This is a genomic window from Luteimonas aquatica (genome assembly GCF_022662575.1).
In the GTDB taxonomy this organism is placed as follows: Bacteria; Pseudomonadota; Gammaproteobacteria; order Xanthomonadales; family Xanthomonadaceae; genus Luteimonas; species Luteimonas aquatica.
In genome coordinates this window covers 16,656-38,417 of the sequence record NZ_JALBFU010000003.1, presented here as the reverse complement: position 1 = coordinate 38,417, position 21,762 = coordinate 16,656, and the positions used below count along the sequence as shown (strand labels likewise).

Sequence of the window (21,762 nt, the reverse complement as noted above, 5' to 3'; positions counted from 1 at the left end):
TGTCTGAGATTCAGGTGCTCGTCATTGCTGTTTTCGTAGCAATGGCGGTTGGAGTGCTTCGACGGCTAGGAAGAGTTGCGCCGGGTCGTGGCCCGGCGCTCGCGCAGAGCGAGCACAATGGCAATCCCGCCGGTCACACTGCTCCCGGCCAGCCATATCCAGGCGCCGGCGGTCGCAATAAAGACGCCTTCGGGAAAAGCGGCGCGGTAGAACTCGATCGCACCGATCAGCGCAATGCCGGCCAACCAGATGGCCAGGGCGTAACGGCGAATCGGTGATTGCGGCATGGCCTGGAAAGTCGAAGCGGTGCGAGTGGCCGGATGAGTATAGGTCAGGTGCTGGACGGTTCGTGGCTTGCTTGCCAGAACGAAATCTGAAAACCATAGAAATCTTCGCCGTTTTCCGGCTCGCGGAACTCGACGATGCACGGCGCGTGCGGGAACTTGCACGTTAATTTGGCTTGATAAATTTCCTTGAGCGCGTGCCCGAGGACAATGATCTTGTCCTCAGTGAATTCGTCGTCGTCATGTGAATGGATGTCGATCAGGTGGAGGTGGTTCATGACGCACTCTATCGACTTGCGGGTGGCGCCCTCCTGACGCTCGAACGCGCGTAAAGCGTCGAGGGAGAATCCCTCGCGAAGAATATAGCCGTCGTATTCGACGAACTCTGGCCAGAAAACGGTCAAATAGCCGATAGCCAGGCCGTAATTGCCCATGCCATTGGTCCAGCCCTCCAGGTCGATGCCCGCGCCGTTGTTCCATCGAGCGAGCTCGGCTCTCATGCTTTCGGGAATATTCAATGGAGTGGTTGGGAATGCATTCAGTCTGCGCCGGCCACGCGGCCGCGCAACGAATTGGCGAGCGCCTCGGTGATGACCACGTCGACGAACTGGCCGACCAGCCGCGCCGGGGCGGGGAAGTTCACCGAGCGCATGTTCTCGGTCTTGCCGGTCAGCTCGTTCGGGTTCTTCCGCGACGGGCCCTCCACCAGCACCGACTGCACGCTGCCGACCATGGCGCGCGAGATGCCGGCCGAATGCGCGTTGATGTGCGCCTGCAGGCGCGACAGGCGCGCGTGCTTCTCGGCGTCGGAGACGCTGTCCTCCAGGTCGGCCGCGGGCGTGCCCGGGCGTCGCGAGTAGATGAAGGAGAAGGACTGGTCGAAGCCGACGTCCTCGATCAGCTTCATGGTCTTCTCGAAGTCGGCCTCGGTCTCGCCGGGGAAGCCGACGATGAAGTCGGAGGAGACCGAGATGTCCGGCCGCACCGCGCGCAGCTTGCGGATCTTCTGCTTGAACTCCAGCGCGGTGTAGCCGCGCTTCATCGCCGCCAGGATGCGGTCGCTGCCGGCCTGCACCGGCAGGTGCAGGTAGTTGGCCAGCTGCGGCACGTCGCGGTAGGCCTCGATCAGCGAGTCGGAGAACTCCAGCGGATGCGAGGTGGTGAAGCGGATGCGGCCGATGCCTTCGATCTCGGCGATGGCGCGGATCAGCAGGCCGAGATCGGCGACCTCGCTCTCGCCGCCGTCTTCGGCGGGCGCGATCGGGCCGCGGTAGGCATTGACGTTCTGCCCGAGCAGGTTGACCTCGCGCACGCCCTGGGCGGCGAGCTGCGCCACCTCGACCAGCACGTCCTCGAACGGCCGGCTGACTTCCTCGCCGCGGGTATAGGGCACCACGCAGAAGCTGCAGTACTTGCTGCAGCCCTCCATGATCGAGACGAAGGCGCTCGGCCCCTCGGCGCGCGGCTCGGGCAGGCGGTCGAACTTCTCGATCTCGGGGAAGCTGATGTCCACCTGCGGGCGGCCGGAGTCGCGGCGGGCGCGGATCAGTTCCGGCAGGCGGTGCAGGGTCTGCGGGCCGAACACCAGGTCGACGTAGGGCGCGCGCTTGACGATGGCCTCGCCTTCCTGCGAGGCGACGCAGCCGCCGACGCCGATGATCACCGGCTTGCCGTCGGCCTTGAGGCTCTTCCAGCGGCCGAGCTGGCTGAACACCTTCTCCTGCGCCTTCTCGCGGATCGAGCAGGTGTTGACCAGGACCACGTCGGCTTCCTCGACGTTGTCGGTCAGCTCCAGGCCGTCGCTGGCGGCGAGCACGTCGGCCATCTTGGCCGAGTCGTACTCGTTCATCTGGCAGCCGTGGGTCTGGATGAACAGCTTGCCCTTGGCGGGCAGGGCGGGCGCGGCGCCCGGAAGCGGGGATTCGGACATGATGGGCGTTCCCGGGGAGCGGAGGTGATTCCGGGCCGGATGGCGAGCGGGCGGCCATTATCCCCGGCTTGCCCCCCGGTTTGAACCCGCGTCGGCGCGCCCGCCGCGACCGCCGGCACCTTTTCCGGATCAAGGACTTGGCAAGGCGCGGCGAACACGGGACACTCGCGCGGATGAAGGGGGTTCTGGGACTGTCGGCGATCGTGTGGCTGCTCGCGGCCGCCCCGGCCGTGGCCGGAACGGTCTACCGCTGCGACGGGCCCGGCGGCTTGGTCTATGGCAGCAAGCGGATCGCCGGGGCCAATTGCAAGGCCATCGCCTCGACACCGCACCCGCGCCGCAGGACCGCCCCGGTCGCGCCCGCGCCCAAGCCCGCGGCGCTCCCTGCCACAGCGCCGGCCGCCGCCACGCCCGCCGGCCTGGACGCCAATCCTCCGGCCACGTTCATGGGCGCCGGCGCTTCCGCGCCGAAGCCGGCCGCCGCCACGATGCCGGCGGCCCCGAAGGGACGCCCGCCGACGCGGCTGGTGCAGGGGCAGCTGTATTCCTACATCAAGGACGGGGTGCGCCACTACGTCAGCCGGCCGCCCAAGGGCGGGGCGGGCGTCACCGCGATGCGCACGATTCGCTACCGGTTCATCGAGACCTGCTTCGCCTGCGCGGCCGATCCGGGCGTGAACTTCAATACGCTGCGCCTGAACACCTCCGCCTACTCCGCCGAGATCAGCGCCGCCTCGCGCCAGTACGGCGTCGAGGAGGCCATCGTGCGCGCCATCATCCACGCCGAATCGGCCTTCAACCCCGCCGCGCTCTCGCGCGTGGGCGCGCAGGGCCTGATGCAGCTGATGCCGGCCACGGCGCGGCGCTTCGGCGTCTCCAACGCCTTCGACGTGGGACAGAACATCCAGGGCGGGGTGCAGTACCTGGCCTGGCTGCTCAAGCGCTTCAACGGCGACCTGACGCTGGCCGCGGCCGGCTACAACGCCGGCGAGGGCGCCGTCGACCGCTACGGCGGCGTTCCGCCCTACAGCGAGACCCGGCGCTACGTGCAGCGCGTGGGCGTGCTGGCGCAGCGCTACCGCGGAAACGTGGCCCAGCAATAGTCCGGATGGGGAGGCCCAGGCGCCTGATCGGGGGGATCGCGCTGGTGGCGGGGATCGTGGCGATCGCGCGGGACGCCTGGGCGCCGGGATCGAGTGCGCAGGCCTGGAGGGAGGGCCGGCGTCGCTCGAGGGCGATGCGGGCGATGCCGGAGGGAGCGGCGGGGACGGCGGCGGCGATTGAAAACTGTGGCCGACACGCCGGCGCGGGAGACGGAGCATTGTCGGCAGATTCAGCGTTCCGTTACACTTTGCCGTCTTTTGCGGCCCGTTCCAGAGGCAGAACGGGCTCGCGGCAGCCAGTGAGTCTCAGCTACCGAACGTTTTGCGGAGTGCCGGATGGCCAATGAAGCAGTTCTTGACCCTGGTGAGGGCGGGGGTACGGTCGATCACGGCCGTCGCCGCTTCCTGACCGCGACCACCGCCGTGGTGGGCGCCGTCGGCGCCGGGTTTGTCGCAGTCCCGTTCATCAAGTCCTGGAACCCGAGCGAACGCGCCAAGCTCGCCGGCGCCCCGGTGACCGTGGACATCACCGCCCTGGCCGAGGGCCAGCGCCTGGTCGACGAGTGGCGCGGCCAGCCGATCTGGATCGTCAAGCGCTCCAAGCAGGTGCTCGAGGTGCTGCCGACGCTGGATCCGCGCCTGGCGGACCCCAAGTCGACCACCGACCAGCAGCCCGAGTACGCCAAGAACGAACTGCGCTCGATCAAGCCGGAGATCTCGGTGCTGGTCGGCCTGTGCACCCACCTGGGCTGCGCCCCGGAGCTGAAGGCCGAGATCCGGCCCGAGCCGTTCGATCCGGAGTGGAAGGGCGGCTACTTCTGCCCCTGCCACAAGTCGCGCTTCGACATGGCCGGCCGCGTGTTCCAGGGCGTGCCGGCGCCGATCAACCTGCTGGTGCCGCCGCACCACTACCAGGACGACAACACCATTGTCATCGGCGTCGACCCCACGCAGTCGAGCGGCACGAACGGCAAGGGGGCCGCGTAAGCCATGGCCAATACCGGCAGCAACGTGATCGTGCGCACCGCAAACAACGTATTCGACTGGGTCAATGCCCGGGCACCGGCGATGATGCCGATGTACCGCAAGCACATGACCGAGTACTTCGCGCCGAAGAACTTCAACTTCTGGTACTACATGGGCTCGCTGGCCCTGCTGGTGCTGGTCAACCAGATCGTCACCGGCATCTTCCTGACGATGCACTTCAAGCCGAGCGCGACGGAAGCCTTCGCCTCGGTCGAGTACATCATGCGCGACGTGGAGTGGGGCTGGCTGATCCGCTACATGCACTCCACCGGCGCCTCGCTGTTCTTCATCGTCGTCTACCTGCACATGTTCCGCGGACTGATGTACGGCAGCTACCAGAAGCCGCGCGAGCTGGTGTGGATCCTCGGCATGCTGATCTACCTGGTGCTGATGGCAGAGGCCTTCATGGGCTACGTGCTGCCGTGGGGCCAGATGTCGTTCTGGGGCGCGAAGGTGATCATCTCGCTGTTCGGCGCCATTCCGGTGATCGGCAACGGCCTGACCGAGTGGATCATGGGCGACTACCTGCCCGCCGACGCCACCCTCAACCGCTTCTTCGCCCTGCATGTGATCGCGCTGCCACTGGTGCTGCTGCTGCTGGTCGTGCTGCACCTGGGCGCGCTGCACGAGGTCGGCTCCAACAACCCCGACGGCGTGGACATCAAGTACGGCCCGAAGGGCAACCGCTGGTCGAAGACCGCGCCGTCCGACGGCATCCCGTTCCACCCGTACTACACGGTCAAGGACCTGTTCGGCGTCGGCTTCTTCCTGGTGATCGCCGCCTTCATCGTGTTCTTCGCGCCGACCTTCGGCGGCTGGTTCCTCGAGCACGACAACTTCACCGAGGCCAACCGCCTGGTGACGCCCGAGCACATCAAGCCGGTGTGGTACTTCACCCCGTACTACGCCATGTTGCGCGTGGTGCCCTCGTTCTTCGCCATCAAGCTCTGGGGCGTGCTGGTGATGTTCGCGGCGATCGCGGTGCTGTTCATGGTGCCGTGGCTGGACAAGAGCCCGGTGAAGTCCTACCGCTACCGCGGCAAGCTGTCCTGGCTGATGCTCGGCATCTTCGCCGTGTGCTTCCTGTGGCTGGGCAAGATCGGCGCCGGCCCCGGCACCGACCCGGTGGAGACCATCATCGGCCGCGTCCTGACCTTCCTGTACTTCGTTTTCTTCATCACGATGCCGCTGTGGACCAAGCTGGACAAGACCAAGCCGGTGCCGGAACGGGTGACCATGCATGATTAATATCGGGATGAAGAAGCTCGGAATTTTCGTCGCCGGCCTGCTGGTCTCCTTCGGCGCCCTCGCATCCGAGGGCGGCGGGCTGCTGCAGTCGGGCACCGACCTGGGCGACCGCGCGTCGCTGCAGCGCGGCGCCAAGCTGTACATGAACTACTGCTCGGGCTGCCATTCGCTGAAGTACCTGCGCTACTCGCGCATCGCCGCCGACCTGGGCCTGACCCAGGAAGAGGTGATGGACAACCTCAACTTCACCGACGCCAAGTTCGGCGAGCAGGTGCAGGTGGCGTTGACCGAGGACCACGCCAAGCAGTGGTTCGGCAAGATGCCGCCGGACCTGAGCGTGATCGCGCGCGTGCGCGGCAGCGACTGGATCTACACCTACCTGAAGTCGTTCTACCAGGACGAGTCGCGCCCGCTGGGCTGGAACAACAAGCTGTTCCCGAACGCCTCGATGCCCAACCCGCTGTGGGAGATGCAGGGCCTGCAGCGTCCGGTCTACGGCAAGAAGGAAGCCTCCGGCGACGCGCCGGTCGAGCGCCTCGAGCTGGCCCAGCCCGGCACGCAGGACGAGGCCGAGTTCAACCAGACCGTCCGCGACATCACCACTTTCCTCGAGTACGCCGGCGAACCTGCCGCCCTCAAGCGCCAGAGCATCGGCGTCTGGGTGATCCTGTTCCTGGCGTTCTTCACGTTCCTCGCCTGGCTGCTGAAGAAGGAATTCTGGCGCGACGTGCATTAGAGGCGGGTCCTTCCGCAAGAGCCCGCTCGCGCAGGCGGGCCTCTTCGCGAATCCGCGCACCCGTGCGCGGGCTTTTCGCAAGAGCGGCTCTTGATGGCTTTTGGCGGAACGGGGGACGCGCGGGGCTCGGGGAACCGTGGCAGCCGACTGCGAGGGGCAGGCGGCGCCGATGCGGCCGGCGGATTCCGGCCGTTGGAGAATGCCCATGATGGCGACGAGTCCGCGTATGCGTAATGCCCTGACCCTGTTTTCCTCGGTCGACGACGTGCTGTGCCACCGCGCGCGGCTGGTGCTGGCCGCCAAGGGCGTCACCTACGACCTGATCGCGGTCGATCCGCAGAATCCCCCCGAAGACCTGATCGACCTCAACCCGTACCACTCGGTGCCGACCCTGGTCGAGCGCGACCTGGTGCTGTACGCGGCCAGCGTGGTCAGCGAATACCTGGACGAGCGCTACCCGCACCCGCCGCTGATGCCCGTCGATCCGCTCTCCCGCGCGCGCCTGCGCCTGGCGATGCTGCGCATCGAGCACGACTGGGTGCCGCAGGTGCAGGCGATCCAGCTCGGCAACAAGCAGCAGGCCGAGGCCGGACGCAAGCGGCTCAAGGAGCTGCTCACCGCGTCGGTGCCGCTGTTCAAGGCCAGCAAGTTCTTCCTCAATCCGGAAATGAGCCTGGCCGACTGCGCGATGGCGCCGATCATCTGGCGCCTGCAATCGCTCGATGTTCCGCTGCCCAAGGACGGCAAGGCGATCGAGGACTACGGCAACCGCATCTTCCGCAACCCCGGGTTCATCCGCAGCCTGACGCCGCAGGAAAAGATGCTGCGCGAGATTCCGGCGTAAGGGCGGCACCCCGCGGAGCCGCGCGCCTTCCGACGCATGCGCGCGACGCAAGCGCGCTCCTGTGCGGTCTCGCCAAGGGGAGTACACTGACGCCATGAGCGATGTGTCGCCCGCCATGACCAGCCACCGCCCGTATCTGCTGCGGGCGCTGTACGAATGGATCGCCGACAACGGCATGACGCCGCACGTGCTGGTCGATGCCACCCAGCCCGGCGTGCGCGTGCCCGCGCATACGGTGAAGGAAGGCAAGGTGGTGCTCAACATCGCCGAGCGCGCCGTGGCCAAGCTCGAGATGGACAACGAGAGCATCCGCTTCACCGCGCGCTTCGGCGGCGTCAGCCATCCGGTGACGGTGCCGGTGTCGGCGGTGCTGGCGATCTACGCCCGCGAGACGGGGCAGGGCATGGCCCTGCCGGAGGAGATCCCCGGCGGCGAGGCGCGCGACGAGGACGATGCGGCGGTCTCCCTCGAGGGCGAGCTCGTCGACGGGCCGCCCGACGACGACCAGACCCCGCCGCCGCGTCGCGGCGGGCATTTGCGCGTAGTGAAGTAGGCGCGGCGGGGCGACGCCCCTGCCGGCCGGACGCGGATCGTTCAGTGCAGGTCGATGACCGGCGCCGCTTGTGCCGGACCGCTGAAATAGACCAGTTCCTCGCCGCGCAGCACCAGCCGGCCGACGTGCCGGTCCTGGCCGTCGTAGGAGTACTCGAACCGGAAGCTGCGCTCGAAGCCGAGCCGGCCGTCCTCGTTGCGGCGCAGGCGCAGTCCGTTGGCGTGCACGGTCTGGTCGAGCAGCTGCACGCCGGCGGCGCGGCAGGCGTTGCGGCCGACCACCGTGGCGCGTTCGGCCGCGCCGCGCGCCGCGCTCCAGTAGGCGAAGGCGGCAGCACCGACGATCATCAGGATGAGCAGGCCGGGCATGGCGGCGGCTCAGCGCGGCGGGGGGCCGAGCTTCAGCGACAGGTCGATGGCGCGCACGTGCTTGGTCAGCGCGCCGATCGAGATGCAGTCCACGCCGTCCTCGGCGATCGCGCGCACGCCGGCCAGGTCGACGCCGCCTGAGACCTCCAGCGGGATCCGGCCGTGCGGCGTCTGGCCGTCGGCCGCCGCCTGCGCGGCGATGCGGACCGCCTCGCGGCGCGTGGCGGCGTCGAAGTCGTCGATCAGGATGCGCGTGCAGCCGGCGCGCAGCGCCTCGCGCAGCTGTTCCAGCGTCTCCACCTCCACGATCAGCGGCAGCGTCGGCTGCGCCCGGCGCGCCTCGGCGATCGCCGCGGCGATCGAGCCGGCGGCGCGGATGTGGTTCTCCTTCAGCATCACCGCGTCGTACAGGCCGATGCGATGGTTGTCGCCGCCGCCGGCGCGCACCGCGTACTTCTCGGCCAGGCGCAGGCCGGGCAGGGTCTTGCGGGTGTCGAGGATCCGCGCGCCAGTGCCGCGCACCGCCTCGACGTAGGCGGCGGTGGCGGTGGCCACGCCGCTCAGCGTCTGCAGGAAGTTCAGCGAGGTGCGCTCGGCGCTGACCAGGGCGCGGGTGCGCCCGGCCAGGGTGGCCAGCACGCTGCCCTTGGCGACGCGGTCGCCCTCGGCCACCCGCCAGTCGATGCGCACCTGCGGATCGAGCGCGCGGTGGCAGGCGTCGAACCAGGGGCGTCCGCACACCACCGCGTCCTCCTTGCACAGCAGGTAGGCGACGTCGGCCTCGTCCGGCAGCAGGGCGGCGGTGACGTCGCCGCTGCCCAGATCCTCGGCCAGGGCGCGCGCCACGTCGGCCGCCACCGCTGCGGCGGGCGGCGGCTCCAGGCGCGCGGCCTCGTGCGGAGCAGTCATGCCTTGGGGAAGCCGGCGATCTGCCCGGTCTCGATGCCTTCCTCGGCGAGCAGCACCGGAATGCCGTCGTCGACGCGGTAGACGAGCTTGCGGTCGCGCGTCACCAGCGCCTCGCGCAGCGGCTCGGGCTGCCGGCCGTCGTCGACGCGCTTGACGCCGCCCTCGGCGATCGCGCGGTTGAGCGCCTCCAGGCCGGCCTTGTCGAGCAGGGCGAGCGGCTGGCGGCTGGCCGGGCAGACGAGGATGTCGAGCAGTTTGCGGTCCATGGGGGTCCCGGAACGACGTGGGGCCGGTAGAATACGTCTTTGCGACCGGGAACGACCATGCCGGACCAGCTCACCGCCGCCGCCCTCGCCAAGGACACCGCCTCCGCGCCGCTGGTCGGCGTCGTCATGGGCTCGCGCTCGGACTGGGAGACGATGCAGCACGCCGCGCAGATGCTGGAGACGCTCGGCGTGCCGTTCGAGGCGCGCGTGGTCTCCGCGCACCGCACGCCCGACGTGCTGTTCGAATATGCCGACACCGCGCAGGCGCGCGGCCTGCGCGCGATCGTCGCCGGCGCCGGCGGCGCCGCGCACCTGCCGGGCATGCTGGCCGCCAAGACCGCGGTGCCGGTGCTCGGCGTGCCGGTGCAGTCGCGGGCGCTGAACGGGCTCGATTCGCTGCTTTCGATCGTGCAGATGCCGGCCGGCATTCCGGTGGCCACCTTCGCCATCGGCCAGGCCGGCGCGGCCAATGCCGCGCTGTTCGCCGCGGCGCTGCTCGCGGCCGACCATCCCGCGATCGCGCAGGCGCTGGCGGCCTACCGCCGCAAGCAGACCGAGGACGTCGCCGGCAACGACGATCCGCGCAAGTGAGGCAGGCGCAAGCAAGGCCCGCGCAAGCGACGGGCAGGCCATGACCACCACCGTCGGCATCCTCGGCGGCGGGCAGCTGGCCCGCATGCTGGCGCTCTCCGGCGCGCCGCTGGGCCTGCGCTTTTTGGCCATGGACACCGAGCCGGACGCCTGCGCCGGGCAGTTCGCGCCGTTGCTGGTGGGCGACTACCGCGACGAGCGCGCGCTGGCCGAGTTCGCGGCCGCGGTGGACGTGGCGACCTTCGATTTCGAGAACGTGCCGGCCGAGAGCGCGCACTGGCTCGCCGAGCGCGTGCCGGTGTTCCCGAATCCGCATGCCCTGTCGGTGGCGCAGGACCGCCTGGTCGAGAAGACCCTGTTCCGCAACCTCGGCATCCCGGTGGGTGCCTTCGCGGCGGTGGATTCGCGCGCGCAGCTCGACGCCGAAGTGGCGCGCATCGGCGGCGCCTGCATCCTGAAGACGCGACGGCTGGGCTACGACGGCAAGGGCCAGTTCCGCATCCGCAGCGAGGCCGATCTCGACGCCGCCTGGCAGGCGCTGGGCGGACAGGCGCAGACGGTGGGCCTGATCGTGGAGGCGTTCATCCCGTTCGAGCGCGAGTTGAGCGTGGTGGCGGTGCGCGGGCGCGACGGCGAATTCCGCGCCTGGCCGCTGACCGAGAACTGGCACGTCGACGGCGTGCTCTCCGCCAGCCTGGCGCCGACCCGCACCGACGCGGCGCTGGCCGAGCAGGCGTTCGGCTACGCGCGCGCGCTGGCGGGAAAACTCGACTACGTGGGCGTGTTCGCGCTCGAGCTGTTCTGCCGCGACGGGCAGCTGCTCGCCAACGAGCTGGCGCCGCGCGTGCACAATTCCGGCCACTGGACCATCGAGGGCGCGGAAACCTCGCAGTTCCAGAACCATCTGCGCGCCGTGCTCGGCCTGCCGCTGGGCGCCACGCACATGCGCGGCCACGCCTGCATGCTGAACTGGATCGGCGCGCTGCCCGATGGCGGCGCGGTGCTGCGCGAAGCCGGCGGGCACTGGCACGATTACGGCAAGTCGCCGCGTCAGGGCCGCAAGGTCGGGCATGCGACGCTGCGCGCCGATTCGCCCGAGGCGCTGGCGCGCGCGCTGCGCTCGGTCGGCGCGGCGCTGGGTCGCGAGTCGCAGGTGGCGCCGGTCCTGGACGCGCTGTCGGGCATCCGCGCCGGATAGCCGCACGATCACGCCGCTTCGCGGGCGCTCTCCCGGTTGCAAAGGCCCTTGCCCCGGAGAGGATGCCGCCCTAAGACCAAGGTCGTAGCGCGGCATCGGCGCCGCCGGGCTAGCCTTGCATCGGACCGTGGAGGATGCGCAGACGCACCGATGCGTTACGAGGAGTTCCATCGCCGCTCCATCGAGCAGCCCGAGGCCTTCTGGGCCGAGCAGGCACGCGCGATCGACTGGCACAGGCCGCCCGAGCGCATCCTCGTCTACGACGACCCGCCGTTCCGCCGATGGTTCGCCGGCGGGGAAACCAACCTCTGCCACAATGCGGTCGACCGCCACCTGGAGGCGCGCGCCGACCAGCTCGCGCTGGTGGCGATCTCCACGGAAACCGGGACCACCCGCGAGATCAGCTATCGCGAACTGCACCGCGAGGTGAACACGTTCGCCGCGGTGCTGCGCGCGCTCGATGTCGGTCGCGGCGACCGCGTGGTGATCTACATGCCCAACATCGCCGAGGCGGTGTTCGCGATGCTGGCCTGCGCGCGCATCGGCGCGGTGCATTCGGTGGTCTTCGGCGGCTTCGCGGCGCACAACCTGGCGCTGCGCATCGACGACGCCCGTCCCAAGCTGCTGATCGCCGCCGACGCCGGCAGCCGCGGCGGCAAGGCGATCCCCTACAAGCCGCTGGTGGACGCCGCCTGCGCCGAGGCCGGCACGCCGCCGCCGCACGTGCTGATGGTCGATCGCGGCCTCGATCCGGGCTACGCGCGCGTGGAAGGCCGCGACGTCGACTACGCCGCGCTGCGCGAGCGCCACGCCGGCGAGCAGGTGGACGTGGCCTGGCTGGAATCCAACGAACCGAGCTACCTGCTTTACACCTCCGGCACCACCGGCAAGCCCAAGGGCGTGCAGCGCGACGTCGGCGGCTACGCGGTGGCGCTGGCGCTGTCGATGTGGGCGATCTACGACGTGCGCGCGGGGCAGGCGATGTTCTCCACCTCCGACGTCGGCTGGGCGGTGGGGCATTCCTACAACGTCTACGGCCCGCTGATCGCCGGCGCGACCTCGATCCTCTACGAAGGACTGCCGACCGCGCCCGACCCGGGCATCTGGTGGCGCATCTGCGAGCGCTACGGCGTGCACACCATGTTCTCCTCGCCGACCGGCATCCGCGTGCTGAAGAAGCAGGACCCGGCCTGGCTGAAGAAGCACGACCTGTCGGCGCTGCGCTACCTGTTCCTGGCCGGCGAACCGCTGGACGAGCCGACCGCGCACTGGATCACCGAGGGCATCGGCAAGACGGTCATCGACAACTACTGGCAGACCGAGACCGGCTGGCCGGTGCTGGCGCTGATGCCCGGCGTGGAGATGAAGCCTGTGAAGTTCGGCTCGCCGGGACTGCCCATGCCCGGCTACGACCTGCGCGTGATCGACGAGGCGACCGGCGAGGAGGCCGCGCCGAACCGGAAGGGCGTGCTGGTCATCGAGCCGCCGCTCCCGCCGGGCTGCATGACCACCGTATGGAACGACGACGCCCGCTTCCTGCGCAGCTACTTCTCGCACTTCAAGCCGCTGGTCTACAGCTCGCTCGACTGGGCGATCCGCGACGACGACGGCTACACCTTCATCCTCGGGCGCACCGACGACGTGATCAACGTCGCCGGCCATCGGCTGGGCACGCGCGAGATCGAGGAATCGGTGTCCAGCCATCCCGACGTCGCCGAGGCCGCGGTGATCGGCGTGCGCGACGAGCTCAAGGGACAGGTGCCGGTGGTGTTCGCCACGCTCAGGCAGGCCGGAGGCGAGGCGGCGACGGCGGCGCGGGAAATGCGCGAGTGCGTCAGCCGCCAGCTCGGCGCGGTGGCCCGACCCGCGCGCGTCTACGTGGTCGGCGCGCTGCCCAAGACGCGCTCGGGCAAGCTGCTGCGGCGCTCGCTGCAGGCCCTGGCCGAACAGCGCGACCCCGGCGACCTGTCCACGCTGGACGATCCGAACGCGCTGGAGGAAGTGCGGCGGGCCCTGGCGCGGGGCGCGGACGCCGAATAGGCGCTCCGGCGACCGCCCGGGGAGCGGCGGGTTAAAATGGCGGTTTCCCGAGCCGTCCCCACGGAGCCGAACGATGTCCGAATCCTCCGCAGGCGCACGTTTCCGCGCCGCGCTTGCCGCCGAATCGCCGCTGCAGGTGATCGGCGCCATCAACGCCAACCACGCCCTGCTCGCGCAGCGCGCCGGCTACCGCGCCATCTACCTGTCCGGCGGCGGCGTCGCGGCCGGTTCGCTGGGCATGCCCGACCTCGGCATCAACACGCTCGAGGACGTGCTGATCGACACGCGCCGCATCACCGACGTCTGCCCGCTGCCGCTGCTGGTCGACATCGACACCGGCTTCGGTCCCAGCGCCTTCAACATCGCGCGCACGGTCAAGTCGCTGATCAAGGCCGGCGCGGCGGCCTGCCACATCGAGGACCAGGTCGGCGCCAAGCGTTGCGGGCACCGTCCCGGCAAGGAAATCGTCTCCGCCGGCGAGATGGCCGACCGCGTCAAGGCCGCCGCCGACGCCAGGACCGACGCCGCGTTCTTCCTGATCGCGCGTACCGACGCGATCGCCGTCGACGGCGTCGATGCCGCGATCGAGCGCGCCATCGCCTGCGTGGAGGCCGGCGCCGACGGCATCTTCGCCGAGGCCGCCTACGACCTGGACACCTACCGCCGCTTCGTCGACGCGGTGAAGGTGCCGGTGCTGGCCAACATCACCGAGTTCGGGCAGACGCCGCTGTTCACCCGCGAGGAGCTGGCCTCGGCCGGCGTGGCGATCCAGCTGTATCCGCTGTCGGCGTTCCGCGCCATGAACAAGGCCGCCGAGAACGTGTACGCGGCGATCCGCCGCGACGGCCACCAGAAGGGCGTGGTCGACCAGATGCAGACGCGCGAGGAGCTGTACGAGCGCATCGGCTACCACGACTACGAGCGCAGCCTCGACGCGCTGTTCGCCGCCAGGAAATGACAAATTGCCGAAGCCGTCCTCCCGCGCGCGGGAGAGCGGCTCCACAACACCAAGAGGATCGAAGATGAGCGATGCTGCGCCGCCCCCCGGCTTCAAGCCGAAAAAATCCGTCGCCCTGAGCGGCACCGCCGCCGGCAACACCGCGCTGTGCACCGTCGGCCGCAGCGGCAACGATCTGCACTACCGCGGCTACGACATCCTCGACATCGCCCGGACCTGCGAGTTCGAGGAAATCGCCCACCTGCTCGTGCACGGCACCCTGCCCAACGCCGCCGAGCTGGCCGGCTACAAGGCCAAGCTGAAGTCGCTGCGCGGCGTGCCGGCCTCGGTGAAGGCGGCGCTGGAGCAGCTGCCGCCCTCGGCGCATCCGATGGACGTGATGCGCACCGGCGTTTCGGTGCTCGGCTGCGTCTCGCCGGAGAAGGACGACCACAACCATCCCGGCGCCCGCGACATCGCCGACAAGCTGATGGCCTCGCTCGGCTCGATGCTGCTGTACTGGTACCACTACAGCCACAACGGCAAGCGCATCGACGTGGACACCGACGACGACAGCATCGGCGGCCACTTCCTGCACCTGCTGCACGGGCAGAAGCCGCGCGAATCCTGGGTGCGCGCCATGCACACCTCGCTGATCCTGTACGCCGAGCACGAGTTCAACGCCTCCACCTTCACCGCGCGCGTGATCGCCGGCACCGGCAGCGACATGCACTCGTGCATCACCGGCGCGATCGGCGCGCTGCGCGGCCCTAAGCACGGCGGCGCCAACGAGGTGGCCTTCGAGGTGCAGAAGCGCTATGAGACGCCGGACGAGGCCGAGGCCGACATCAAGGCGCGCGTGGAGCGCAAGGAAGTGATCATCGGTTTCGGCCATCCGGTCTACACGGTGAGCGACCCGCGCAACCAGGTCATCAAGGAGGTCGCGCGCGAGCTCTCGGCCGAAGAGAAGAACATGAAGATGTACGACATCGCCGAGCGCCTGGAGTCGGTGATGTGGGACATCAAGAAGATGTTCCCGAACCTGGACTGGTTCAGCGCGGTGAGCTACCACATGATGGGCGTGCCGACGGCGATGTTCACGCCGCTGTTCGTGATCGCGCGCACCAGCGGCTGGAGCGCGCACGTGATCGAGCAGCGCATCGACGGCAAGATCATCCGTCCCAGCGCCAACTACGTCGGCCCCGAAGACCGCGAGTTCGTTCCGCTCGACAAGCGCTGACCGGGCGCGAGGCCCGCGCCCGGCCCGCGAGGCGGGCGGCGCGGGCTCCGGCGGGGATGGCGCTCAGGCCAGCCCTTCCTCGCGCAGCGCCTTCTGCACGCCGGCGTCGGCAAGCATGTTGTCGAAGAAGCGGTCGAGATTGGCGAAGCCGCCGAGATCGACGCCGTCGGGATCGACGTGCAAGGCCCTGGCCCAGCGCAGCAGGATGAAGAGATAGGGATCGGCGATCGAGCGCTCGCCGGTCAGCCAGAGCTTGCCTTCCAGCTGCGCGTCGGCCTTCTGGAACAGGTTGCGCAGCTGCACGCGCGCATTGCGCTTGAGTTCCTCGTGCGCGGACTTGTCCTCGATGAAGCGCCCGGGCACGAAGATCGGCTTGAACCAGGGGTGGATGTCGGCGTTGCACAGCGCCAGCCAGCGATTGACCTCGGCGCGGCCGCGCGCGGTGCCGTCGCCGCCCAGGCGCGCCTGCGGATAGCTGTCGGCGAGATAGTTGAGGATGGCCGCGTTCTGCGTCAGCACCCAGCCGTCGTCGGCCTGCAGCGCGGGCACGGCGCCGAGCGGGTTGATCGCCAGGAAAGCGGGATCGCGCAGCTTTTCGCGCTGCACCTGGATCGCCTCGTAGGCAGCGCCGGTCCATTCCAGCACGATGTGGTCGGCCAGCGAGCAGGCGCCGCGCAGGTAGTAAAGACGCATCATCGGGCCGCCTCCTGTTGGGAAGGTGACATCATAGGTGCAGGATTGCGTGCAGTCAGCGGGTGCGCGCGGCAACAGGATGTCGCATTGCGCGCATCAATGACATCAGGGCAGTGTGGAAAGTGGGGAGACTAATGACCCCCATCCATGCCTTCCTTGGCGACGCATCTGCGACCTATGGATCGTCCGGTCCGGCTATCCATGGCCGGGCGTTCGCCAAAGCAGCGCGGCATGCCGCGCTAAGCGCGCTTCGGCTCACCCGCGGTTGCGCGGCTTCAGGCTCTGCACCTTGAGGAAGGTGTGGTCGCCGATGGTCGCCACCTGGTAGGCGTTGCGCCAGCTCGGCGTGGCGATGTCGTGGGCCATGAAATGGCTTGCGCCGGGCACGATCTCCTTGCGCTGGCCGGGCGGCAGGGCCCAGTTGCGCTCGGACTCCAGGGCGATGCCCACGGCCTGCGACCAGGCCTCGATGTTGCCGAGCCGGGTCCCGGCCGGGACCAGGGACGGGGCGAATTGGCTGCGCGCGGTCACCACCTCGCACATGGACTTGCCCCACAGGCCGCTGTCCTGGCGGCGCAGGGCGACCTCGGCCACCGCCTGCTGGCCGCGGGCGGACTGGTCGCGGGCCTCCAGGTACACGGTGGTGCTGAGGCAGAGCGAATCGGCGGCTTGCGGCGGCAATACCGAGGCCAGCCACAGGATCCAAGCCAGTTTCATGAGTACTCCTTACTCCGTTGCGCCCGCTCTCCCGTTCCGGTGCCGAAAGCGGCATCGGAGCGGAAAAACGGACATGGCGAATTGGGAAGTCCGCTACCGGGCCGCAGGGTCATTGGGCGACCAAAAGGGCGGCGGGCTTAACTCCGAAGCCCGCCAGGGGGCGGGAGGAGCCGGCTCCGCCGGAAACCGCTGGCGGAGCAAAAGTGCGCGCAAGGTAGCCGTCGGTTTCCCAACCTAGGCTGAACTGGCATCAGAACTGATTGATTCGATTGGAGTTTTTGTTCTGATTTCGAACGCAAGCCATTGATGCGCCTGTGTCCGGAGCCCCCGTCTACAGCAATGCTGCGACGCGCGAGGCCTGGGCGATGGCGCGTTTGGCGTCCAGCTCGGCGGCCACGTCGGCGCCGCCGATCAGCTGTACGGGCACGCCGGCCGCCTGCAGCGGGGCCAGCAGGTCGCGGCGCGGCTCCTGGCCCGCGCACACCACCACGTGGTCGACCGGCAGCAGCTGCTCGGCTCCCCCGACGCGGATGCGCAGGCCGCGGTCGTCGACGCCCAGGTACTCGACCCCGCCCAGCAGGGTCACGCCCTTGGCCTTGAGGGTGGCGCGGTGGATCCAGCCGGTGGTCTTGGCCAGGCGCGCGCCCGGCTTGCCGGGGCTGCGCTGCAGCAGCCATACCTGCCGCTCCGGCGCGTCGACGTGCGGGCGCGCCAGGCCGCCGGCGCTGTCGAAGCGCGCGTCCACGCCCCATTCGTGCATCCAGGCCAGCGGGTCCAGGCTGGGCGAGGGCGCGCCCTGCACCAGGTACTCGGCGACGTCGAAACCGATGCCGCCGGCGCCGACGATGGCCACGCGCGCACCGGGCACCACGCGCTTCTGCAGCACGTCGAGATAGCCGACCACCTTGGCATGGTCGTGCCCGGGGAAGTCCACCGCGCGCGGCGTGACGCCGGTGGCCAGCACCACGGCGTCGAATTCCTTCAATGCCTCGCCCGCCACCGGAGTCGACAGGCGCAGGTCGACGCGCGTCTCCTCGATGCGGTGGCGGAAGTAGCGCAGCGTCTCGTGGAATTCCTCCTTGCCGGGAATGGTCTTGGCCAGGTTGAACTGGCCGCCGATCTCGGCGGCGGCGTCGAACAGCGTGACCCGGTGCCCGCGCTCGGCGGCGACCGTGGCGCAGGCCAGGCCGGCCGGTCCCGCGCCGACCACCGCGATGCGCTTGGGCGCGTAGGTCTTGGCGTAGTTGAGCTCGGTCTCGGCGCAGGCGCGCGGATTGACCAGGCAGCTGGCCACCTTGTTCTGGAACACGTGGTCCAGGCAGGCCTGGTTGCAGGCGATGCAGGTGTTGATCGTTTCCGCGCGGGCGGCGCGCGCCTTGTTCACCCACTGCGGATCGGCCAGCAGCGGCCGCGCCATCGACACCATGTCGGCGCCGCCGCCGGCCAGGATCGATTCGGCCACTTCCGGCGTGTTGATGCGGTTGGTGGCCACCAGCGGCAGCGCCACGTGCGGGCGCAGCTTGGCGGTGACGCCGGCGAAGGCCGCGCGCGGCACCGAGGTGGCGATGGTGGGCACGCGCGCCTCGTGCCAGCCGATGCCGGTGTTGAGGATGGTCGCGCCCGCGGCCTCGATCGCCTTGGCCTGCGCCACGATCTCGTTCCAGTCGGAGCCCTCCGGCACCAGCTCCAGCATCGACAGGCGATAGATGATGATGAAGTCCGCGCCGCAGGCCTCGCGGATGCGGCGCACGATCTCCACCGCGAAGCGCATGCGCTTCTCCGGCGTGCCGCCCCAGGCGTCGTCGCGGCGGTTGGTGCGCGCGCTGAGGAACTGGTTGATCAGATAGCCCTCCGATCCCATCACCTCGACGCCGTCGTAGCCGGCTTCGCGCGCCAGCCTGGCGGCGTTGGCGTAGGCGGCGACGGTACGCTCGACGCCGCGCGCGGACAGCGCGCGCGGCGTGAAGGGGTTGATCGGCGCCTTCATCCGCGTCGGCGCCACCTGCAGCGGATGGTAGGCGTAGCGGCCGGCGTGCAGCAGCTGTAGGCAGATCTTCGCCTCGTGCGCGTGCACGGCCGAGGTCACCTGTCGATGCTTGCGCGCCTCCCAGGGCCAGCTCAGCTTGCCCGCGAACGGCTTCACCCAGCCCTCGATGTTCGGCGCGAAGCCGCCGGTGACCAGCAGCGCGGCCCCGCCCTCGGCGCGTTCGGCGAAGTAGGCGGCCAGCTTCGGGAAATCCTTGCGCCGGTCCTCCAGGCCCGTATGCATCGACCCCATCAGCACGCGGTTGCGCAGGCGGGTGAAGCCGAGGTCGAGCGGAGCGAACAGGTGCGGGTAGGGCGTGGCGGTTGCGTGGGTAGCGTCCATCTTGCCTGGCGTTGCGCTGGGAGGAGGGCTGCCGCGAGGGGCAGGGCGCATAATTGTGGCAGCAGAACGCAACGACTGGACCGGCGTGGACGAAACGGAATCGGGGCCTCCCCATCAACACAGGCATCGGGGCGCGGCGACGGCCGTGCCGGACCCGCGTCCGCCCAGGCTGCTGCCCAGGCTGTGGCTGCTGCTCGCGCTGGCGGTGGTGGTGGGCGGCGCGGCGCGGCTGGGCCTGTGGCTGGCCTATGCGGGCCACGCGCGGCCGCTGGCGATGCTGTGGCCCGCGCTGGGCCAGGGCCTGCGCTACGACCTGGCCACCAGCGCCAGCGCCGCCTGGCTGATCCTGCTGCTGGGGCTACCCTTGCTGCTGCTGCGCCGCCGCGCGCTGGCGGTGCGCCTGGCCGAATGGATGCTGGTGTTCGTGCTGGCGGTCTTCCTGCTGACCGCGGCCTGCGAGCATTTCTACTACGCCTTCTACAAGACGCGCTTCGATCCGATCGTGTTCGGCCTGTTCGAGGACGACACGCTGGCGATCCTGCGCACGATCTGGGACGAATATCCCGTGGTACAGGGCGTGATCGGGCTGCTCGCGCTCGTGCTGCTGCTGGCCTGGGGCGTGCCGCGCATGGCGGCCTGGCTGGATCGGCGCATTCCCAGGACCACGCGCCTGGGCCGGCCGTTCGCCATCGCCGCGCAGGCGCTGCTGCTGCTGGTGGTGGCGCGCGGCAGCTTCGGCACCTTTCCGCTGGTGCGCCAGGACCTGACGGTGTCGCCCGATCCCTTCTGCAACGAGCTGGTGCTCAACGCGCCGCTGGCGCTGTACAAGGCGATCCGCACCAACGCCAAGGAGGCGCGGATCGGCAGCGACGCCGAGGAGGGACTGCGCAAGCTCGGCTTCGCCGGCGTCGCCGATGCCGCCGCCGCCGCCGGCCTGGCGACGACCGATCCGGCCAGGGTGCCGGCGTCGCTGTTCCGGACCGCGCCGGGCCAGCCGCGGCCGCTGGCGCAATCGCCGCACGTGGTGCTGGCATTGCTGGAATCCTTCGGCGCCGACCTGCTCTACAGCGACGGGCCGGGCAACGATCTGCTCGGGCGGCTGCGCCCGCAACTGGCGCATGGCTACCATTTCCGGAATTTCATCACCGGCCAGAACGGCACGCATGCGGAGCTGGAGACGCTGCTGCTCGGCTCGCCGATCACGCCGCTCACGCGCAGCCGCAACGCCAGGATCGCCTTCGACACCTCGGCCGCGCTGCCGTTCAAGCGCGCCGGCTACCGCACCGCCTTCGTCTATGCCGGCGGCGCCAGCTGGCGCAGGATCGGCGAGGCGTTCTCGCGCCAGGGCTTCGAGCGGGTCTACGACGCGCGCGACATCCGCGAGCGCTTTCCGAAGGCGCACGGCACCGAGTGGGGCATCTACGACGAGTATGTCTTCGATTTCGCCGCCGACCTGCTGCAGCGCGCCGACGCCCGCGGCGAGCGCCTGTTCCTGTTCGTGCTGACCACCACCAACCATCCGCCGTTTACGCTCGACACGCCGCATCGCGACCTGCCGCTGGATCCATCGGCGCTGGGCCCGCGCGCCGACGAGGACAAGGCGGAGCTGCGCAGCATGATGGCCACCTACCAGTACCAGGCCGACCAGTTCGGCGCCTTCCTGCAGCGCCTGGACAGCGGCCCGCTGCGCCAGCGCGTGCTGCTGGCGGCCGCCGGCGACCACAACCTGCGCACCCACTATCGCTACGACCTGCCGGCGGAAGTGCCGGACGTGGACCGGATCTTCGGCTACCTGTCGGTGCCCGACGCGCTCAGGCCGTCGACACCCGTGGACGTGCAGGCGTTCTGCGGCCACGCCGACCTGGTGCCCACGCTGGTGTCGCTGGCGCTGCCGGGGCAGCGCTATTTCGATACCGGGCGCAACCTGCTCGAGCCGGTGGCCGACGGCGGGCAGGCGCTGGCGCTCTACCAGCGGCTGTACACGCGCGAGGCGGTGCTGTTTCCGCTGCACAAGCCGGAAGCGCATGCCTGGCACGATCCGCGCCACATCGACGTCGAGGGGAGGGCGCCTTCGCCGGGATTGATGGCGCGGGCACGGCGCGTCGCGGCGCAGGTGGCGCTGCGGGATTGGCATTTGCGCAGTGCGGTGATTGCGGCGCGGAAGGCTTCGGTGGATAGGCGGCGCTAAGTTTCGTTCCGTGCCTTCTGAAGAATTTTTTTAGAGGCAGAGCGTTTCGTCCGCTACGCGGCCGAGTTCATTTCTTTTGATAAGCGTCAAAAGAAACGAACCAAAGAAAAACGCTTTCCCCGACGAAGCAGCCCCACGCCGGAAAGGCTGAGGGGATTTTCCGACTCGCCATCCTGGCTCGATCGGAAAACGGCGGGCATCCCTGCCCGCCGCCCTCCGGGTCTGGACAGAACAATGGCTCGCAAAGATTTCCAGAAGCAAAGCCTTCTTTCTGCGCCTTCAGATTCGTCATCCCAGCGCAAGCTGGGACCCATTTTCGCTTTTGCCTTCGCCTCTAAAGATGTCGATACGCCATTGACATGGGAGACCCGAAGGTGTCGAGGGTCATCGGCCCGAGGGCACAGGGATGTGCGCCGTTTTTCGACCGAGCCAGGAGGGCGAGTCGAAAAATCCCGATAGCAACGAATCTATGGGAGTGCTTCGTCGAGGAAGGCCGTTTTCTTTGGTTCGTTTCTTTTGGGCC

General features: G+C 69.3%; 21 protein-coding genes. 12 read left to right on the top strand and 9 right to left on the bottom strand.

Annotated features, from left to right (window positions below):
- Positions 1-65 precede the first annotated feature (65 nt).
- Genes MD221_RS08980 through miaB form a run of 3 tightly spaced genes read right to left on the bottom strand, consistent with a single transcriptional unit; the run spans position 66 to position 2,214 of the window.
- The gene (locus MD221_RS08980) at positions 66-287 is read right to left on the bottom strand and encodes a hypothetical protein (protein ID WP_242110705.1); all 222 of its coding nucleotides are present in this window, start codon (positions 285-287) and stop codon (positions 66-68) included.
- A 44-nt stretch (positions 288-331) separates the two neighbouring features.
- On the bottom strand, positions 332-784 hold the full coding sequence (locus MD221_RS08975) for a hypothetical protein (protein WP_242110704.1): 453 nt from the start codon (positions 782-784) through the stop codon (positions 332-334).
- A gap of 38 nt (positions 785-822) precedes the next feature.
- Positions 823-2,214: a tRNA (N6-isopentenyl adenosine(37)-C2)-methylthiotransferase MiaB gene (gene miaB / locus MD221_RS08970; RefSeq protein ID WP_242110703.1), complete on the bottom strand. Its 1,392-nt coding sequence runs from the start codon at positions 2,212-2,214 to the stop codon at positions 823-825.
- 173 nt (positions 2,215-2,387) lie between these two features.
- Here miaB and MD221_RS08965 point away from each other — a divergent pair, with 173 nt between their 5' ends.
- The 6 genes from MD221_RS08965 to MD221_RS08940 all read left to right on the top strand — a co-directional run bounded on the left by MD221_RS08965 (position 2,388) and on the right by MD221_RS08940 (position 7,724).
- On the top strand, positions 2,388-3,317 hold the full coding sequence (locus MD221_RS08965; RefSeq protein ID WP_242110702.1) for a lytic transglycosylase domain-containing protein: 930 nt from the start codon (positions 2,388-2,390) through the stop codon (positions 3,315-3,317).
- A gap of 336 nt (positions 3,318-3,653) precedes the next feature.
- Positions 3,654-4,304, top strand: coding sequence for a ubiquinol-cytochrome c reductase iron-sulfur subunit (gene petA, locus MD221_RS08960; protein ID WP_242110701.1), 651 nt, complete (start codon positions 3,654-3,656; stop codon positions 4,302-4,304).
- 3 nt (positions 4,305-4,307) lie between these two features.
- A complete protein-coding gene (locus tag MD221_RS08955) occupies positions 4,308-5,591 on the top strand; it encodes a cytochrome b (RefSeq protein WP_242110700.1) in 1,284 nt (427 codons plus the stop codon).
- Positions 5,592-5,598: 7 nt separating this feature from the next.
- Positions 5,599-6,327, top strand: coding sequence for a cytochrome c1 (locus MD221_RS08950; RefSeq protein ID WP_242110699.1), 729 nt, complete (start codon positions 5,599-5,601; stop codon positions 6,325-6,327).
- A 208-nt stretch (positions 6,328-6,535) separates the two neighbouring features.
- Entirely contained in the window at positions 6,536-7,171 is a 636-nt protein-coding gene (locus MD221_RS08945) for a glutathione S-transferase N-terminal domain-containing protein (RefSeq protein ID WP_242111624.1), read from the top strand.
- A 94-nt stretch (positions 7,172-7,265) separates the two neighbouring features.
- Positions 7,266-7,724, top strand: a complete 459-nt coding sequence (locus MD221_RS08940) for a ClpXP protease specificity-enhancing factor (protein ID WP_242110698.1) — start codon at positions 7,266-7,268, stop codon at positions 7,722-7,724.
- A gap of 41 nt (positions 7,725-7,765) precedes the next feature.
- Here MD221_RS08940 and MD221_RS08935 read toward each other — a convergent pair whose 3' ends face one another.
- From MD221_RS08935 to MD221_RS08925, 3 genes are read right to left on the bottom strand one after another with little or no spacing between them, the layout of a single operon-like run.
- Positions 7,766-8,092 carry a DUF3301 domain-containing protein gene (locus tag MD221_RS08935; protein ID WP_242110697.1) on the bottom strand — a complete coding sequence of 109 codons (327 nt, stop codon included), beginning with the start codon at positions 8,090-8,092 and terminating at the stop codon, positions 7,766-7,768.
- A 9-nt stretch (positions 8,093-8,101) separates the two neighbouring features.
- The gene (gene nadC, locus MD221_RS08930) at positions 8,102-9,001 is read right to left on the bottom strand and encodes a carboxylating nicotinate-nucleotide diphosphorylase (protein WP_242110696.1); all 900 of its coding nucleotides are present in this window, start codon (positions 8,999-9,001) and stop codon (positions 8,102-8,104) included.
- On the bottom strand, positions 8,998-9,267 hold the full coding sequence (locus MD221_RS08925; RefSeq protein WP_242110695.1) for a Trm112 family protein: 270 nt from the start codon (positions 9,265-9,267) through the stop codon (positions 8,998-9,000). Before MD221_RS08925 ends, nadC begins: the two co-directional genes overlap by 4 nt.
- Before the next feature lie 57 nt (positions 9,268-9,324).
- Here MD221_RS08925 and purE point away from each other — a divergent pair, with 57 nt between their 5' ends.
- From purE to prpC, 5 genes are all read left to right on the top strand, one after another.
- Positions 9,325-9,858: a 5-(carboxyamino)imidazole ribonucleotide mutase gene (gene purE, locus MD221_RS08920; RefSeq protein WP_242110694.1), complete on the top strand. Its 534-nt coding sequence runs from the start codon at positions 9,325-9,327 to the stop codon at positions 9,856-9,858.
- 40 nt (positions 9,859-9,898) lie between these two features.
- Complete coding sequence (locus MD221_RS08915; protein ID WP_242110693.1) at positions 9,899-11,056, top strand: 5-(carboxyamino)imidazole ribonucleotide synthase; 1,158 nt, start codon at positions 9,899-9,901, stop codon at positions 11,054-11,056.
- 150 nt (positions 11,057-11,206) lie between these two features.
- Positions 11,207-13,096: a propionate--CoA ligase gene (prpE, locus tag MD221_RS08910; protein ID WP_242110692.1), complete on the top strand. Its 1,890-nt coding sequence runs from the start codon at positions 11,207-11,209 to the stop codon at positions 13,094-13,096.
- Positions 13,097-13,169: 73 nt separating this feature from the next.
- Positions 13,170-14,054 carry a methylisocitrate lyase gene (gene prpB / locus MD221_RS08905; RefSeq protein ID WP_242110691.1) on the top strand — a complete coding sequence of 295 codons (885 nt, stop codon included), beginning with the start codon at positions 13,170-13,172 and terminating at the stop codon, positions 14,052-14,054.
- Positions 14,055-14,118: 64 nt separating this feature from the next.
- On the top strand, positions 14,119-15,273 hold the full coding sequence (gene prpC, locus MD221_RS08900) for a bifunctional 2-methylcitrate synthase/citrate synthase (protein ID WP_242110690.1): 1,155 nt from the start codon (positions 14,119-14,121) through the stop codon (positions 15,271-15,273).
- 63 nt (positions 15,274-15,336) lie between these two features.
- Here prpC and MD221_RS08895 read toward each other — a convergent pair whose 3' ends face one another.
- The 3 genes from MD221_RS08895 to MD221_RS08885 form a co-directional block, all read right to left on the bottom strand.
- The gene (locus MD221_RS08895) at positions 15,337-15,966 is read right to left on the bottom strand and encodes a glutathione S-transferase N-terminal domain-containing protein (protein WP_242111623.1); all 630 of its coding nucleotides are present in this window, start codon (positions 15,964-15,966) and stop codon (positions 15,337-15,339) included.
- 255 nt (positions 15,967-16,221) lie between these two features.
- On the bottom strand, positions 16,222-16,683 hold the full coding sequence (locus MD221_RS08890; protein WP_242110689.1) for a cell wall hydrolase: 462 nt from the start codon (positions 16,681-16,683) through the stop codon (positions 16,222-16,224).
- Positions 16,684-17,014: 331 nt separating this feature from the next.
- Positions 17,015-19,051 (bottom strand): NADPH-dependent 2,4-dienoyl-CoA reductase, encoded by a 2,037-nt coding sequence (locus MD221_RS08885; RefSeq protein ID WP_242110688.1) that lies wholly within the window; start codon positions 19,049-19,051, stop codon positions 17,015-17,017.
- A 145-nt stretch (positions 19,052-19,196) separates the two neighbouring features.
- Here MD221_RS08885 and MD221_RS08880 point away from each other — a divergent pair, with 145 nt between their 5' ends.
- A complete protein-coding gene (locus MD221_RS08880) occupies positions 19,197-21,239 on the top strand; it encodes an LTA synthase family protein (RefSeq protein ID WP_242110687.1) in 2,043 nt (680 codons plus the stop codon).
- Positions 21,240-21,762 lie beyond the last annotated feature (523 nt).

What these genes read in the sequence shown, in the direction of transcription:
- MD221_RS08980 (WP_242110705.1), bottom strand. Translation starts at nt 287, where the DNA reads ATGCCGCAATCACCGATTCGCCGTTACGCCCTGGCCATCTGGTTGGCC.
- MD221_RS08975 (WP_242110704.1), bottom strand. Translation starts at nt 784, where the DNA reads ATGAGAGCCGAGCTCGCTCGATGGAACAACGGCGCGGGCATCGACCTG.
- miaB (WP_242110703.1), bottom strand. Translation starts at nt 2,214, where the DNA reads ATGTCCGAATCCCCGCTTCCGGGCGCCGCGCCCGCCCTGCCCGCCAAG.
- MD221_RS08965 (WP_242110702.1), top strand. Translation starts at nt 2,388, where the DNA reads ATGAAGGGGGTTCTGGGACTGTCGGCGATCGTGTGGCTGCTCGCGGCC.
- petA (WP_242110701.1), top strand. Translation starts at nt 3,654, where the DNA reads ATGGCCAATGAAGCAGTTCTTGACCCTGGTGAGGGCGGGGGTACGGTC.
- MD221_RS08955 (WP_242110700.1), top strand. Translation starts at nt 4,308, where the DNA reads ATGGCCAATACCGGCAGCAACGTGATCGTGCGCACCGCAAACAACGTA.
- MD221_RS08950 (WP_242110699.1), top strand. Translation starts at nt 5,599, where the DNA reads ATGAAGAAGCTCGGAATTTTCGTCGCCGGCCTGCTGGTCTCCTTCGGC.
- MD221_RS08945 (WP_242111624.1), top strand. Translation starts at nt 6,536, where the DNA reads ATGGCGACGAGTCCGCGTATGCGTAATGCCCTGACCCTGTTTTCCTCG.
- MD221_RS08940 (WP_242110698.1), top strand. Translation starts at nt 7,266, where the DNA reads ATGAGCGATGTGTCGCCCGCCATGACCAGCCACCGCCCGTATCTGCTG.
- MD221_RS08935 (WP_242110697.1), bottom strand. Translation starts at nt 8,092, where the DNA reads ATGCCCGGCCTGCTCATCCTGATGATCGTCGGTGCTGCCGCCTTCGCC.
- nadC (WP_242110696.1), bottom strand. Translation starts at nt 9,001, where the DNA reads ATGACTGCTCCGCACGAGGCCGCGCGCCTGGAGCCGCCGCCCGCCGCA.
- MD221_RS08925 (WP_242110695.1), bottom strand. Translation starts at nt 9,267, where the DNA reads ATGGACCGCAAACTGCTCGACATCCTCGTCTGCCCGGCCAGCCGCCAG.
- purE (WP_242110694.1), top strand. Translation starts at nt 9,325, where the DNA reads ATGCCGGACCAGCTCACCGCCGCCGCCCTCGCCAAGGACACCGCCTCC.
- MD221_RS08915 (WP_242110693.1), top strand. Translation starts at nt 9,899, where the DNA reads ATGACCACCACCGTCGGCATCCTCGGCGGCGGGCAGCTGGCCCGCATG.
- prpE (WP_242110692.1), top strand. Translation starts at nt 11,207, where the DNA reads ATGCGTTACGAGGAGTTCCATCGCCGCTCCATCGAGCAGCCCGAGGCC.
- prpB (WP_242110691.1), top strand. Translation starts at nt 13,170, where the DNA reads ATGTCCGAATCCTCCGCAGGCGCACGTTTCCGCGCCGCGCTTGCCGCC.
- prpC (WP_242110690.1), top strand. Translation starts at nt 14,119, where the DNA reads ATGAGCGATGCTGCGCCGCCCCCCGGCTTCAAGCCGAAAAAATCCGTC.
- MD221_RS08895 (WP_242111623.1), bottom strand. Translation starts at nt 15,966, where the DNA reads ATGCGTCTTTACTACCTGCGCGGCGCCTGCTCGCTGGCCGACCACATC.
- MD221_RS08890 (WP_242110689.1), bottom strand. Translation starts at nt 16,683, where the DNA reads ATGAAACTGGCTTGGATCCTGTGGCTGGCCTCGGTATTGCCGCCGCAA.
- MD221_RS08885 (WP_242110688.1), bottom strand. Translation starts at nt 19,051, where the DNA reads ATGGACGCTACCCACGCAACCGCCACGCCCTACCCGCACCTGTTCGCT.